Raw genomic sequence first — 15644 nt, forward strand, 5'->3', positions numbered from 1 at the left:
CCGGTGACGGGGGCCGCCGTCGCCTGGTCCCCGGCGGGGCCGGCGGCGGTGCGGCGGCAGTTGGACGAGTTGGTCCGCCGCATCCTGCGGCTGCCGCCCGACGTCCCGCTGGACCCCGACTGTGCGCTTCAGGACATGGGGCTGGATTCCCTGACGGGGCTTGAGCTGCGCGACGCGCTCCAGCGCGCCACCGGCCTCGACCTGCCGGCGACGGTCGTTCTGGAGCATCCCAGCATCGCCGCCCTGGCCGCCTATCTGCACGCCGCCGGTGCGTCGGCCGCCCCAACTCGTTCCGCGCCCCGAATTGCCGCTTCTCGGCCCGCCGGGCCGGGCGGCCCTGGCGCGGTTCCCGCCATCGCCGGGGGAGGCTTGAACGGCCTGCTGGCGGACATGGCCCATATGGATGACGCCGCCGCGTGGCGTCTGCTGTCGGGAGCGACCGTCTGATGCCCATACCGACCGACACCCCGGCGACGGAGCCGGCGGAGCTTTCCCCCGTCAAGTACGCGGCCCTGGCCGGCTTTCTACGCCGCCGGGCGGATGCCGCCAGCGAAGCCGCGATATTGATGAGCGAGCCGATCGCCATCACCGGGATGGCTTTCCGGCTGCCCGGCGGCTGTTCCATGGCGGAATTCGACGATTTCCTGCTGGCCGGACGGGATGCCATCGGGCCGGTACCGCCGGGCCGATGGGCGGGTGGCGATCTGCCGGCGTCGGTTCCCCAGAAGGCCGGCTTCCTGCCCGACGTGCGTAGCTTCGATCCCGCGCTGTTCAACCTGTCCGGACGTGAAGCGGAGGCCATGGACCCCCAGCAGTTGATGCTGCTGGAAACCGTGTGGGAGGCGATGGAGACGGCGGGGCTGAATCCGCGCCGGCTGAAAGGGTCGCGCACGGGGGTGTATGTCGGCCTCGCATCGCGCGATTACGCCGACCAGAAGATCGCCGGCGGCGATGCCGGGGTGATCGACGCCTGGTTCGGTCAGGGGACCCAGCCCGGTTTCGCAGCCGGGAGGATTTCCTATGTGCTGGGGCTGAACGGCCCGGCCCTGGTGGTGGACACCGCCTGCTCCTCGTCGCTGGTGGCGTTGCACGTCGCCTGCCAGGCGTTGCGGGCGGGGGATTGCGGACGGGCGGTGGTGGCCGGGGTCCATCTGATCCTGTCGCCCGGCGGGTTCATCTTCAACGCCGCCGCAGGGGCGCTGGCGCCGGACGGGCGCAGCAAATCCTTCGACGCGTCGGCGGACGGCTTCGGACGCGGGGAGGGCTGCGTGGCCCTGATCCTGCGCCCGCTGTCCGACGCGCTGGCCGATGGCGATCTGGTGCTGGCGGTCATCCGGGGATCGGCGGTCAACCAGGACGGCGCCAGCGGCGGGCTGACCGCCCCCAGCGGCGCGGCGCAGGAGGCGATGCTGCGCGCCGCCCTGGCGTCCGCCCGGCTGCGCCCCGGCGACATCGACCTGATCGAGGCGCACGGCACCGGGACGCCCCTGGGCGATCCCATCGAACTGCGCGCCCTCTCCGCCGTCTTCGGGCCGGACCGCGCGGCCGGACAGCCGCTTCTGGTGGGGTCGGTCAAGCCGAACATCGGCCATCTGGAAGCGGCTTCGGGGCTGGCCGGGGTGGTGCGGGCGGTGCTGTCCCTGCGGTCGGGGCGGATCGCGCCCCACCCCTGCCTCGTCACTCCGACGCCCCATGTGGACTGGTCGGGCCTGGGCATCGCCATCCCGCGCGACGCCATGCCCTGGCCCGACCGGGGCCGCCCGCGCCGCGCCGGGGTCAGTTCCTTCGGCATGTCCGGCACCAACGCCCATGTGGTGCTGGAGGAGGCGCCGCCCGATCCCCGCCAGCCGCCGGACGCGGATCGTTCCTGCCACGCCCTGGTGCTGTCCGCCCGGTCGGTGGAGGCGCTGCGCGTCCTGGCCGGCGCGCAGGCCGAGGCTTTGGCCGCCGGAGACGCGCCGCTCGGCTCCGTCTGCCTGACCGCGAATGCCGGGCGGGCGCGGCACGCGGCGACCCTGGCGGTGGTGGGAACCTCGTCGCCGGACATCGCCGGACGGCTGGCCGCCGTCGCCCGTGGCGAGCAGCCCGCCGGGGTGATGCTGGCCCCGTCCCGCCCGCGCGAGGCCCCGGCGCTGGCCTTCATGTTCACCGGACAGGGGGCGGCGATCCCCGGCATGGCGCGGGAGCTTTACGACACCTCCCCCGTCTTCCGTGGATTGCTGGAGCGGTGCGCCGGCATTCTGGACGGAGACTTGGACGTTCCGCTCCTCGACCTGCTGTTCGGGGAGGGCGATGGGCGGCGGCTGGAGCGGACGCGCTATGCCCAGCCGGCGCTGGCCGCTGTGGAATGGTCGCTGGCCACGCTGCTCCAGGGCTGGGGAGTGACCCCGGCGGCGGTGATCGGGCACAGCCTGGGCGAATACGTCGCCGCGTCGGTGGCCGGCATGATCGCGGTGGAAGATCTGCTGCCGTTGCTGGCGGAGCGGGGCCGGATGATGGACGCGCTGCCCGGCGGCGCCATGGCCGCCGCCCCGGTGACGGCGGAGGAGGCCGCCGCCGCCATCGGCCCGGATGCCGCATGGGTGTCCGTGGCGGCGATCAACGGCCCGCGATCGACGGTTCTGGCGGGCGAGCCGGCGGCGCTGGAGCGGGTGACCGCCCGGCTGGAGTGCGCGGCGGGCAGAGTGCGCCGGCTGGCGGTGTCCCACGCGTTCCATTCGCCGATGATGGACCCGGTTCTCGACGCGCTGGCCCGGCGCGTCGATGCCGCCGGCTGGCAGCCACCGCGCATTCCCCTGGCGGCCAACCTCACCGGGGGACTGCTGCCGCCCGGCATGGTGCCGTCCGGTGCCGATTGGGCGCGCCATGCGCGTGAGCCGGTGCGCTTCGCCGACGGCATTGCCGCCATCGCCGGGCTGGACATCCCCCTGTTCGTGGAGATTGGGCCGCGCCCGGTGCTGACCGCGCTCGCCGCGGCCTGCCTGCCGCCCGGCGCGGGTCCGGCGCTGCCCACCCTGTCGGCCGGCGGACAGGAATGGTCCGGCCTGCTCGACACGCTGGCGCGCCTGGATCTGGCGGGCGTTCCCATCGACTGGGAGGCGCTCGACCGGCCCTACCACCGCCGCCGGGTCCTGTCGCCCCCGTATCCCTATCAGCGTCGCCCCCTGGGCCAGAATGGTTTTCCGATGACCAACCAATCCTCCGCCGCCCCGTCCTCCGCCGCCCCGTCCCGCCCGGACCTGCTGCCGCCGATCCTGGAACTGGTGTCCGAAGCGCTGCGCACCCCGGTCGGGGAGCTGGACCCCGATGCCCTGTTGCTGGAGCTTGGGGCCGATTCCCTCAGCTTCGTGGAGATTGGACGGCTGGTTCTGGAGCGTTTCGCGGTGACTTTGGCGGCGCGGGATTTCTTCGACACCGTGACCAGCATCCGGGCGCTGGCCGATCACGTTGCCCGGCAGGCGCCGCCCCCGGCCACCATCCCGGCGGTTTCCGCGCCAGCGCCCGTTTCCGTACCCGCGCCCGCCGCGCCGGCCGTTGCCGTCCCCATCGCCCCGGCGCCGGTCCCGATCCCGGACGGCGGTGGCCTCGCGGCGGTCTTCGCCCAGCAACTCGCGCTGGTGGAGAGCGTGGTGTCCCGGCAGATCGACGCGCTGCGCGGTGCCGCCCCGGCCGCCGCGCCGCTTGCGCCGCCCTTAGCCGAACCGGTCCAGGCACCGGTCCCGGCGGCAACCCCCGTGCGGAGCGCCGAATCGTCGGATCACGGCCCTTACCGTCCGCCCCGGCTGACGGCGGCCCCGGAATCGAATCCGGCCCGCCGCCGTCATCTGGAGGTGCTGACCGCCCGCTTCACCGAACGGACCGGCGAAAGCAAGCGGCGGGCGGAGGCGGCGCGTCCCCGTCTGGCCGACAGCCGGGCGGCCGCCGGGTTCCGCCCGTCCATCAAGGAAATGCTCTATCCCATCACCGGAGCCCGCGCGGCGGGATCGCGGCTGTGGGACATCGACGGCAACGAATACGTCGATGTCTCCATGGACTTCGGCGTCAACCTGTTCGGCCACCGCCCCGCCTTCCTGGAAGAGGCGATGGTCGAGGCCGTGCGTGACGGGCTGGTCATGGCGACCCGGTCCCGCCATGCGGGCGAGGTGGCGGAGCTGTTCTGCGGCCTGACCGGCATGGACCGGGTGGCGTTTTGCCAGTCGGGCACGGAATCCGTCATGACCGCGATCCGTCTGGCCCGTCTGGCCACCGGGCGGCAGACGGTGGCGCTGTTCCGCAACTCCTACCACGGCCATTCGGACGGCGTTCTGGCCCAGGCGGCCCTGGCGGCGGACGGCAGTCCGGGCGCCCGCCCCATCGCCTCCGGCATTCCCGAGGACATGGTGTCGCGGGTCATGGTGCTCGATTACGGCGAGGATTCGGCGCTGGACACCATCCGCCGCCACGCCGGGCGGCTGGCGGCGGTGCTGGTGGAGCCGGTGCAGAGCCGGGCGCTGCACCTCCAGCCCCGCGAGTTCCTCCATCGGCTGCGGGCGCTCACGCGGGAATTGGGCATCCTGCTGATCTTCGACGAGATGATCACCGGCTTCCGCCTGCATCCCGGCGGCGCGCAGGCGTGGTTCGGGGTCGAGGCCGACCTCGCCACCTATGGCAAGGCGCTGGGCGGCGGCGTGCAGATGGCGGCGGTGGCCGGGCGAAGCACCCTGGTGGACGGCATCGACGGCGGGGTGTGGCGCTACGGCGATTCCAGCTTCCCATCGGTTCCCACCACCTTCTTCGCCGGCACCTTCAACGGCGCGCCGCTGGCGATGGCGGCGTCGCGCGCCGTGCTGGGCGAGATGGTTCGGCGCGGCCCCGCCCTGCAGGACGGGATCAACCGGCTGGCCGGGGACTTCGCCGCCGAGCTGAACGGCTGGCTGGAGGCCGAAGAGGTGCCGATGACCGTCGTCACCTGCGGGTCGCTGTTCCGTTTCGCCTATTCCGGCAACCTGGACCTGCTGTTCTACCATCTGCTGGAAAAGGGCGTGTTCGTCTGGGAAGGGCGCAACTGCTTCCTGTCGGCGGCCCACACCCCGGCCGACATGGCGCTGGTGGGCGAGGCCGTCCGCGACAGCGTGCGCCAGATGCGCGAGGGCGGCTTCGTTCCCCCGGCATCACGGGCGGCGGCGGAACGGCCAGCCCCGGTTTTGGTCTCAGCTCCGCAACGGCCGGCGGAACCCGTTTCCCTGCCGCTGACGCTGGCGCAGCAGCAATTGTGGCTGCTGGCCCAGATGGGGACCGCCGGGGTGCAGGCTTACGCCGAGCCCATACTGCTGACGCTGACCGGCCGTCTGGACCTTCCGGCGCTTGAGCGGGCCTTCGACCGGCTGGTGGCGCGTCACGAGGCACTGCGGACGGCCATCGACGCCGATGGGCGTCATCAGGTGATCGGCGCGCCGGGGCCGCTGCCCCTGCCGCTGGCGGGACCGGTGTCGGTGGGTGCGCCGCCGGAGGAGCAGCGGGCGGCCTGGGTCGCGGAACTGCTGCGGACCCCGTTCGTCCTGACGCGCCCGCCGCTGCTGCGGGCCGCCCTGTGGCAGGAAGCGGAGGACCGGGCCGTCCTGGCGGTGGTGGTTCATCACATCATCGCCGACGGCTGGTCGATGGGCGTGCTGGTCGAGGATCTGTTCGCCTGCTATGCCGCCGAAACCGGCGGCGGCGCCCTTCCCGCCGCCCCGGCGGCCCAGCTTTCCGATCTGGTCGGCTGGCAGTTGCGGGAAAGCGCCAATCCCCCGCCCCGCCGGCGGGAGCTGGAAAGCTACTGGCGCAAGCGGTTGACTCCCCTGCCGCCGCGCATCGAGCTTCCGTTCGACCGCCGCCCCACCGCCGCCGACCGGCTGGAGGGCGGACGCCGCTGCCGGGCGCTTCCCCCCGACACGCGGGCGGCGCTGGAGGCGCTGGGCCGGCGCCAGGGGGCCACGCCCTTCGCCACCCTGCTGGCGGTGGTGCTGTCCTTCCTGCACCGCCTGGCCGGGCAGGAGGATCTCGCCATCGGTTGCCCGGTGCTGGGGCGCGGCGGCGAGGCCCGGCTGATGGGGGCCGTGGGCTACGCCACCCATCTGGTGGTCGTGCGCAGTTCCGCCGGGGAGGCCGGTGGGTCCGTCCCCTTCACCGAATTCCTGAAGGCCACCCGCCAGCGCCTGCTGGAAGCGCTGGATCATCAGGATCTGCCCTATGCCGAGCTTTTGCGGGTGCTGGGGGTGACGTGGTCGCCCGACCGGCCGCCGCTGGTCGATGTGCTGTTCAACCTGGATCGTCCGCTGGGCGGGCGGTCGGCCGGCGGCCTGGATGTTGGTTGGCTGGCGCCGCCGTCGCGGCCGGCCAAGTTCCCCCTGGGGATCAACGCGCTCGACCTCGGGGCCGGCAAGCCGCTGGAGATCGAGCTGGACTATGACGCCGGCCTGTTCAGCCCGGCCGCCGCCGATGTGCTGATGGGGCAGTTGCTGGCCTGGGCCGACGCGGTGATCGCGGCGCCCGATGCCCCGCTGTCCACCCTGACCCCCGCCGGGGCGGAGGAGCAGGCGCTGATCGCCCGGTGGTCGCACACCCCCCGCGCCTGGGCCGACGACGCGCCGCTGCCGGTTCTCATGGCCCGCGCCGCCGCCGCCTGGCCGGATGAACCCGCCGTCAGCTTCGGCGAGGACACCCTGACCTATCGGGAACTGGACCGGGCGGCGGCGGCGCTGGCGGCGCGGTTGTGCGCCCTGGGCGCCGGACCGGACAAGGTGGTCGCCTGCCTGTTCCAGCGGTCGCTGGAGATGGTGGTCGCCCTGGTGGGGATTCAGCGGTCGGGGGCGGCCTTCCTTCCCCTGGGTCCCGAGGACCCGCCGGCCCGCCGGTCGGCGATGCTGGCCGACGCCGCCCCGGTGGCGCTGGTGATGGCGGCGGGAACGATCCTGTCCGGCGACGGGCCGGCGCTGCCGGTGATCGCCCTGGGGCCGGCGGAGCTGCGTCCGGCGGACGGGGTTCCGCTGGCGCCCCCCGCGACGCCGGGACCGGCCGATGCCTCCTACGTCATCTTCACCTCCGGCTCCACCGGGCGTCCGAAGGGGGTGGTGAACACCCAGGCCGGGCTGTCCAATCGCCTGCGCTGGATGCTGGAGACCATGCCGCTGGCGCCGGGCGACGCCGTGGTGCAGAAGACCCCCTATACCTTCGACGTGTCGGTGTGGGAGTTCTTCTGGCCGCTGCTGATGGGGGCGCGGCTTGTCGTGGCGCCGCCGGGCGACCACCGCGACCCACGGGCCATCGCCCGGCTGATCCGCCGGGAAAGCATCACCGCCGCCCATTTCGTGCCGTCCATGCTGTCCATGTTCGTGGCCGAACCGGAAGCCGCCGGCTGCACCAGCTTGAAGCTGGTGCTGTGCAGCGGCGAGGCGCTGACCCTCGACCAGCAGGAACGCTTCCATGCCCTGGGCCTGCCGGCGCAGCTTCACAACCTCTACGGCCCGACCGAGGCGGCCATCGAGGTGACGCATTGGCATTGCGTTCCCGACCCCCGCCTGCCGGAGGTGCCGATCGGGCGCCCGCTCTCCAATGTGGTGGTGCGCGTTCTGGAAGCCGACGGGCAGCCGGCGGCGATCGGGGCCAAGGGCGAGATCTGCCTGGGCGGCGCATCGGTGGCGCGGGGCTATCTGAACCGCCCCGATCTGACCGAGGCGGCCTTCGTTCCCGACCCCTTCGCGCCCGGGTGGCGTCTCTACCGCACCGGCGACCTTGGCCGCTGGCGGCCGGATGGCGGCGTGGTCTATCTGGGCCGCCGCGACAGTCAGGTGAAGCTGCGCGGCCAGCGCGTGGAGATGGGCGAGATCGAGGTGGCGCTGCGCCGCGCCCCCGGTCTGGCCGACGCAGCGGCCGGCGTGGTGGAGATGGAGGGCAGCGGCCAGTCCCTGGTCGCCTGGATCGTGCCCCACGACGCCGACGCCTTCCCCCGCCGGGTGGTTCCGCTGCCCGTGCCCGCTGGGACCGGCGGGGAGACCGCGATGCGGCTTCCCAACGGGCTGGTCGTCGCCGCCGTCAACCGTGGCGAGACGGAATTCCTCTATCGCGAACATTTCATCGACCGGGTGTGCCTGAACCAGGGCGTCGGCCTCGGTCCGGCGCCGGTGGTGCTGGACGTGGGCGCGAATATCGGTCTGTTCGCCCTGTCGGTGCTGGGCAGCCGGCCCGACGCCGCCGTCTACGCCGTCGAACCGGGGGCCGAGGCCTTCGCCGCCCTGTCCCGCAACGCCGAACGCCATCCGGGGATCAAGGCGCTGCGCCTCGCGCTGGGGGCGGAACGCGGCACGGCCACCCTGACCGTCTTCCCGCGCCTGACCCTGATGTCGGGCATCGGGGCCGAGGCCAGCAGCGTGGGCGATGCGGTGCGCGGCTATCTGGCCGCCACGGGATCCGGCGGGCCGGCGGCCGGGGAGTTGCGGGAGGAGATGCTGGCCGGACATCTGGAGTCCCGTCAGGAAATCGTCGATCTGGCCACCGTCTCCGACGTGATCGCCGCCCATGGGCTGGAGAGCGTCGATCTTCTGAAGGTGGATGTCGAGGGCGGCGAACTCGACGTGCTGCGCGGCATCGCCGCCGCCGATTGGCCGCGCATCCGCCAGGTGGCGGTGGAGGCGCAGGACGGCGAGGCCGGCGGCACGCTGGCGGCGATCACGGCGTTGCTGGAATCCCACGGCTTCCGCACCGCCGTGACCCAGGACGAGACGCTGGCCTCGTCCGGGCTGTACATGGTCCACGCGGTGCGGCCCGACGATCCGGTGCCGCCGGCCCCGCCGGTTCCGGTGGCGCTCGCCCCCGCCGACGCCGTGGCCGGGCTTCACGGCCACCTGTCGGCCCTTCTGCCGCGCGGCCTGCTGCCGACCCGCTTCGTGATGATGCGCGGCCTGCCCCTGACCGCTCACGGCAAGGTGGACCGCCGTGGTCTGGCCGATCAGCTTTTGTGGACCGCGCGGGAGACGGACGCCGCTTTGGCCGGCTCCGGCGGGCGGGACGCGGTCTCCGGCCTGGGCCGACCGCCGGAGGGAGAAGTGGAACAGCGCCTCGCCCGCCTGTGGGCGGAAAGCTTGGGCCATGCGCCGGCCGGCGTCGACGAGGACTTCTTCCAGGCGGGCGGGCATTCGCTCCAGGCGGCCGAGCTGGTCCTGGCGGTGCGCAAGGCCTTCGGCGCCGAGTTGCCGGTGGGCACGTTCTTCGCCCGTCCGAACATCGCCGGGCTGGCCGCCGCCCTTGACGGCGCGGCCGCCACGGGTGCCGCGCCCCCCGCCGTCCCGCCGATCCGCCGCCAGTCCCGCGACGCGCGGCGCCAGGACATCAGGACGCTTGCGAGCGCCGAAAAGCCGGAGCCGGTGCAATGACCGTCCTGACGCCCGTGACACAAACGCCCGCCGGCTCTTCCGATGACAGCGTGCTGGTCTTCCCGGCCAGCCCGACCCAGCGCCGGCTGTGGATCGTCCAGCAGGTGCATGGACCCAGCGCCGCCTACACCCTGGCGGCGGCGTTCCGGCTGTCGGGCCGGCTCGACCCCGCGACGCTGGCCGTGGCGCTCGACCGGTTGGTCGCGCGCCACGAGGCCTTGCGCACCGTCATCCTGGAACAGAACGGGGAGCCGGTGCAGGCGGTCGCCGAGACCGGCGGCTTCGTCCTTGAAACCCGGTCCCTGGAAGGGGTGCCGGCGGCGGAACGGGAAGCCGTCGCCGCCCGGCAACTGGACGCGGCGGCGCGCGAACCGTTCGATCTGGCGGTGGGTCCGCTGTTCCGCGCCCTGCTGCTCCGGCTGGCGGAGGACCGCCACCTGCTGATGGTCAGCCTGCACCATGCGGTGGCCGATGGCTGGTCGATCCGCCTGCTGGTCCGGGACTTGGCGGAGCTGTATCGCCGGGCGCTGGACGTCAGCCTGCCGCCCTTGTCGGAAGCGGAGCTTCAATTCGGCGATTACGCCGCCTGGGCCGCCGAGGCCGGCGTGGACGAGGAGGGGTTGCGCTGGTGGTGCCGGCGGCTGGAGGGACTGACCCCGCTGCCGCTGCCGGTGGACCGCCCGCTGCCGGCGGTGGTGCCGCCGGACGGCGCGCGGCTGGCCTTCCGCGTTCCGTCCGCCGACCTGACGGCGCTGGAGGCCCTGGCGCAGTCTGAGGGATGTACGCCCTTCATGGGCTGGGCGGCGCTGCACGCCGTCGCGCTGGCGCGGCTGTGCGGCCGGACGGACATCGCCATCGGGATGCCCGTCGCCAACCGCGACCGGCCCGAACTGGCCGAGGTCGTCGGCTTCTTCGCCAACACCGTGGTGCTCCGCATCGGGCTGGCGGGAGTGCGCAGCTTCCGTGAGGCGCTGGCCGCCGCCCGCAAGGTCGTCCTGGAGGCGCTGGCCCACCAGTCCGTCCCCTTCGACGCGGTGGTGACGGCGTTGCGCCTGCCGCGTAGCCGTGGGCTGCAACCCCTGTTCCAGACCATGCTGGTGTATGAGCCGGCCCCCCTGGACGGCGAGGGCGCCCTGCCGGCCCTGCCGGGTCTGACGGTGACGCCCGTCGAACTGGAGACGGGCGCGGTCAAGGTCGAGGTCGGGCTGGAGCTGGTGCGCCGGGCCGATGGGCTGGACGGCGTGCTGGAATACAGTACAGCCCTGTTCGGCGAAGACGCCGCGCGCCGCATCGCCGATGGCCTGCTGGCTGCGGTATCGGCGGCCCTGGCCGATCCGGATGCCCCGCTGGGATTGGCGGAACGCGATGCCGTCGCGGGACTGCCGGAGACCGCCCGGCCCGCAGCCGTGGAAGGGGCGGCGGAAGAGGCGCTGGAACAGCCGCCCGGCGATGCGCTGTCGTCGGGGCTGCGGGACCTGTGGCGCCATTTCCTGGAACAGCCGGACGCCGGGCCGCAGACGGATTTCTTCCTGTCCGGTGGCCATTCCCTGCTGGCGATCCGCATGGCTGCGGCGATCCGCGACCGCTGGCCGGCGGATGTGGCCGTGCGCGACGTCTTCACCCACCCGACCCCGGCGGCCATGGCGGCGCACATGCGCGGCCTTCTCGGCGCTTCCGACGCCGATCCGGCGGCGGTCCCCTCCCCCGAGCCACCGGCCGGGGAGGCGGGGCAGCGGTTTCAGGCCCTGCCGCTGTCCTCCGCCCAGATGCGGATCTGGCTGCATCAGAAGCTCCACCCCCGCAGTCCCGCCTACAACATCTTCGGCGCCTTCACGGTCAAGGGGCCGCTGGATCTGGAGCGGCTGCGCCGGGCGCTGGCCGCCTGCACCCGCCGTCACGAGGCGCTGCGCACCGGGATCCGTTCGGTGGACGGCCAGCCGGTGCAGGCCGTCGTTCCCGCCGCCCTGGTGGCCCTGCCGGTGGTCGATCTGGAACATCTGCCGGCGCTGGTCCGCCCGCTGGAGGTGCAGCGGCTGGCCCGCGAGGAGGCGCAGCGCCCCTTCGACCTGGGCTTCGCCCCGTTGCTGCGCGCGCAGCTCCTGCGGCTGGCCGAGGGGGATCACGTCCTGCTGGTGACCTTGCACCACATCGTCGGCGACGGCTGGTCCATCGACATCCTGGCCCGCGACCTCTTGGCATCCTACGCCCTGGGGGAGGTGCGGCTGCCGCCCCTGCCTGTTCGGTGCGCCGATCACGCCGCCCTTCGGGACGGCTTGTCGGCGGAGCGGCGGGCGGGCCTGCTGGACTATTGGCGGCGGCAACTGGACGGCCTGCCCAATCTGGATCTGCCTACCGACCGGCCCCGGCCGGCGGAACCGGGGACGGATGGCGGGATGGCCGCCTTCACCCTGGACGGGGCGCTCTTCGCCGGAATCCGGCAATTCGCCGCCGAGACGCGGGCGACCGCCTTCATGGTGGTGGCCACCGCCTTCGCCATCCTGCTGTCGCGCTACAGCGGCCAGACCGATTTCGCCCTGGGCCTGCCGGTGTCGGGGCGCGACCGGCGGGAGTTCGAGGACGTCGTCGGCTGCTTCGTCAACACCGTGGTGCTGCGCTGCGCCTTAACGGATGGGGATGGCGAGGAACCCGGCTTCCGCGCCCTGGTGGCCCGCATGCGCGACACCTTGCTGGATGCGGTGGAGGCGCAGGATCTGCCCTTCGAGCAGGTGGTGGAGGCGCTGGCTCCGCCCCGCGATCTGTCGCGCAACCCGCTGTTCCAGGTGATGATCGCCCACCGGGCTTCGGCGCCGGTCGATGGCGCCGCCGTTGCCGGGGGCGGGGCGCCGGGCATCGTCGCCGAACCGCTGGCGGTCGATACCCGCGTGGCCCAGTTCGACCTGACCCTCTATCTGCACGAGGAAGCCGGGCGGATGGCGGGCACCCTGGTGTTCCGCCGCGACCTGTTCGATTCCGGCACGCTGGTGCGGTTCGGGCGGCAATTGGTCCGGCTTCTGGAATCGGCCCTTGCCGAGCCTGAGCGGCCCTTCGGCGATCTGGACATCCTGCCCGGCGAGGAACGGGCGCGGCTGGCGGCGTGGAACGACACGGCCTTCGACTACGGCGTCTCGCCGGTGCTGACCGACATCCTGGACGAACAATTCGCCGCCGAGCCGGACGCCACCGCCGTCATCGCCGAGGAAGGCACCCTGACGCGCGGCGCCCTGCATCGGGCGGCCCTGCGTCTGGCGGGGGCGGTGCGGCGCCATGGCGCGGGGCCGGCTGCGCCCGTGGCCGTCTGCCTGCCGCGATCCCTGGATCTGGTGGTGGCGCTGGTGGCCGCGCTGAAGGCGGGGGCGGCCTTTCTTCCCCTCGATCCCGATTTGCCGGCCGAGCGCCGCCGCGCCATGATCGAGGATGCCGGCGCCCGCGTTCTCATCGCCGCCGGTGATCCGCTCCCGGACGATATTCCCCAGGGCGTCGCCGTGATCGACCCGGCCGCGCTTCCCGCCGATGACGGCCCGGTTCCGGACGGCGAGACGTTCCCTGGAAATGCCTCCGGTGGGGATCTGGCCGCCTATATCCTCTTCACCTCCGGCTCCACCGGGCGGCCCAAGGGGGTGGTGGTCTCCAACGCCGCGCTGGTCAACCGGCTGCTGTGGATGCAGCAGGCCTACCCGCTGCATCCCGGCAGCCGGGTCCTGCAAAAGACGCCGCTGTCCTTCGACGTGTGCGTCTGGGAATTCTTCTGGCCGCTGGCGGTGGGCGCGCAGTTGGTCATGGCGCGTCCCGGCGGCCATCGCGACCCCGGATATCTGGCGGGGTGCATTGCCGCCCACGGTATCACCCACGTCCATTTCGTCCCGTCCATGCTGGACGTGTTCCTGCCCGCCGCCGACCCGGCCCGCTGCGCGTCCTTGCGCCATGTCTTCGTCAGCGGCGAGGCGCTGACGGCGGAGCTGGAGCGGCGCTATTTCGAGCGGGGGCTGGGTGCCGGCCTGCACAATCTCTACGGCCCGGTGGAGGCGGCCATCGACGTCACCGCCTATGACTGCCGTCCGCCGGGCGGGGGGCGGATGCCGCCCATCGGCCACGCCGTGCCCAACACGCGCATCCACATCCTCGACCGTCGCGGCAACCCCTGTCCCATTCGGGTGCCGGGCGAAATCGTCATTGGCGGCGTTCAGGTGGCCCAGGGCTATGTGGGGCGGCCCGATCTGACGGCGGAGCGCTTCCTGCCCGATCCCTCCGTCCCCGGCGGGCGGCTTTACCGGACCGGTGACCTTGGCCGGTATCTGGAGGACGGCTCCATCGAGTTCCTGGGGCGCGTGGATTTCCAGATCAAGCTGTTCGGCCAGCGCATCGAGCCGGGCGAGATCGAGGCGGTGCTTCTGGCGCAGCCCGGCGTGCGCGCGGCGGTCTGCATCCTGGCCGGCGGCAAGGGAACCGGCCTTCCGCCATCCCTGGCCGCCTATGTGGCCGCCGAGGAGGGGGCGGCCCTTCAGGTCGCGGCCCTGCGCCGGGCGCTGGCGCAACGGGTGCCGGCAGCCATGGTGCCGGCCACCTTCACGGTGCTGCCGGCGCTGCCGCTGTCGCGCAACGGCAAGATCGACCGGGCCGCCCTGCCCGAACCCGAACCGAACCGTCCGGCCCAGCACGTCCCCCCCGGCGAAGGGACCGAGGCGCGCATCGCCGCCGTCTGGCGCCAGTTGCTGGGGCGGGCCGAGGTCGGGGCCACCGACAATTTCTTCGAGATCGGTGGCACGTCGCTGCTGCTGGTCCAGGCCCATGCCCGGCTGGAGCCGGATTTCCCCACCCTGCGCATCATCGACCTGTTCCGCAACCCGAGCATCGCGACGCTCGCGGCGATGCTCGACGCCCGTCCCGGCAGCGCCCACCCCGGCAGCGATGCCGGGCCGGTGGCTGCGCCGAACATCCCGGTGGCGGACACGGGGCCGGCGGCGGCGGAGGATGGGGCGGTCGCGATCATCGGCATGGCCGGGCGCTTCCCCGGCGCCGGCAGCGTGGAGGCATTCTGGGACAACCTGTGCGCCGGGCATGAGGCGATCCGCCGGCAGGAGCCCCTGTGCCCGCCGGACCGGCCGGGCCATGTGCGGGCCACCGCCCTGCCGGACGGCATCGACCTGTTCGACGCCGCCCATTTCGACATGTCTCCCGCCGAGGCCGCCGCCACCGACCCGCAGCATCGCCTGCTGCTGGAATGTGCGCTGGAGGCGATGGAACGGGCCGGGCAGGACGCACGGCGCCTGTGCGGACCGGCGGGGGTCTTCGTCGGGACCGGGATGCCCGCCTATGGCCTGTCGCGCATGATGGCCCGTGGGAATGTCTTGGGCGATGCCCAGGGAGATGCCCAGGGAGATGCCCAGGGAGATGCTTGGGGCGGCGATTTCGCCGGAGCTTTCCAGGCGATGATCGGCAGCGATAAGGATTACGCCGCCAGCCGCATCGCCTACAAGCTGGGGCTGACCGGCCCGGCCATGGCGGTGCAGACCGCCTGCTCCTCGTCGCTGGTGGCGGTCCACATGGCGTGTCAGGCGTTGAAGCGGGGGGAAGTCGCCCTCGCCCTGGCCGGCGGCGCCTCCCTCCCTCTGCCCGAGGCGGACGGCTATCCCTATCAGGAGGGCGGGATCACCTCTCCCGATGGACGGTGCCGGGCCTTCGACGCCGGGGCCAACGGCACGGTGCCGGCGGGCGGTGCTGGGGTGGTGGTTCTAAAGCGGCTGTCCGAGGCCCTGGCCGACCGCGATCCGATCCTGGCCGTCATCCGTGGCAGCGCCGTCAACAACGACGGTGCGGCCAAGGTCGGATTCACCGCGCCGGGGGTGGACGGCCAGGCGGCGGTCATCGCCGCCGCCCAGCAGGCCGCCGGCGTGTCCCCGGCCGCCATCGGCTATGTGGAAACCCATGGAACCGGCACCCGGCTGGGCGATCTGGTGGAGATCGGCGCGCTCACCCAGGCCTTCCACCGTGGGCCGGAAGTGGAATGGCCCCAGCCCGGCGCCTGCGTGCTGGGCGCGCTCAAGACCGGGGTCGGGCATATGGACGCCGCCGCCGGTATCGCCGGCCTGATCAAGGCGGCGCTGGCTGTCCGCCACGGCGTCATTCCGCCGACGCTTCACTTCACCGCCGCCGATCCCGCTCTGCGGCTCGACGGCGGCCCGTTCCGGGTGTCGGCGCAACGTCAGGACTGGTCCGCCGCCGGGCCGCGACTGGCGGGCGTCAGTTCCTTCGGCATCG

The 15644-nt window shown here is 73.1% G+C and carries 3 protein-coding genes (2 of these 3 cut by a window edge); all 3 read left to right on the plus strand.

Going from position 1 to position 15644, the window contains the following annotated elements:
- Tightly spaced (each overlapping or abutting the next), the 3 genes in view from FZ029_RS09055 to FZ029_RS09065 form a layout consistent with a single transcriptional unit that may run on beyond the window.
- On the plus strand, window positions 1-447 hold the end of the coding sequence (locus tag FZ029_RS09055; RefSeq protein WP_149268958.1) for a beta-ketoacyl synthase N-terminal-like domain-containing protein. 3897 nt of this gene lie to the left of the window's left edge; the window shows 447 of its 4344 coding nt (coding positions 3898-4344); its start codon lies beyond the left edge, outside the window; it ends in the stop codon at window positions 445-447.
- Window positions 447-9389 carry a non-ribosomal peptide synthetase/type I polyketide synthase gene (locus FZ029_RS09060; RefSeq protein ID WP_149268959.1) on the plus strand — a complete coding sequence of 2981 codons (8943 nt, stop codon included), beginning with the start codon at window positions 447-449 and terminating at the stop codon, window positions 9387-9389. The genes FZ029_RS09055 and FZ029_RS09060 overlap by 1 nt, the downstream gene beginning before the upstream one ends.
- Window positions 9386-15644, plus strand: partial view of a non-ribosomal peptide synthetase/type I polyketide synthase gene (locus FZ029_RS09065; RefSeq protein WP_149268960.1) — the 5' portion only. Its footprint extends 3077 nt past the window's final position; the window shows 6259 of its 9336 coding nt (coding positions 1-6259); it begins with the start codon at window positions 9386-9388; its stop codon lies beyond the right edge, outside the window. Before FZ029_RS09060 ends, FZ029_RS09065 begins: the two co-directional genes overlap by 4 nt.

It is taken from the genome of Azospirillum sp. Sh1 (genome assembly GCF_008365135.1).
GTDB lineage: Bacteria > Pseudomonadota > Alphaproteobacteria > Azospirillales > Azospirillaceae > Azospirillum > Azospirillum oryzae.

Excerpts from the sequence above, each read along its gene's own strand:
- FZ029_RS09060 (WP_149268959.1), top strand. The coding sequence starts at position 447 with ATGCCCATACCGACCGACACCCCGGCGACGGAGCCGGCGGAGCTTTCC.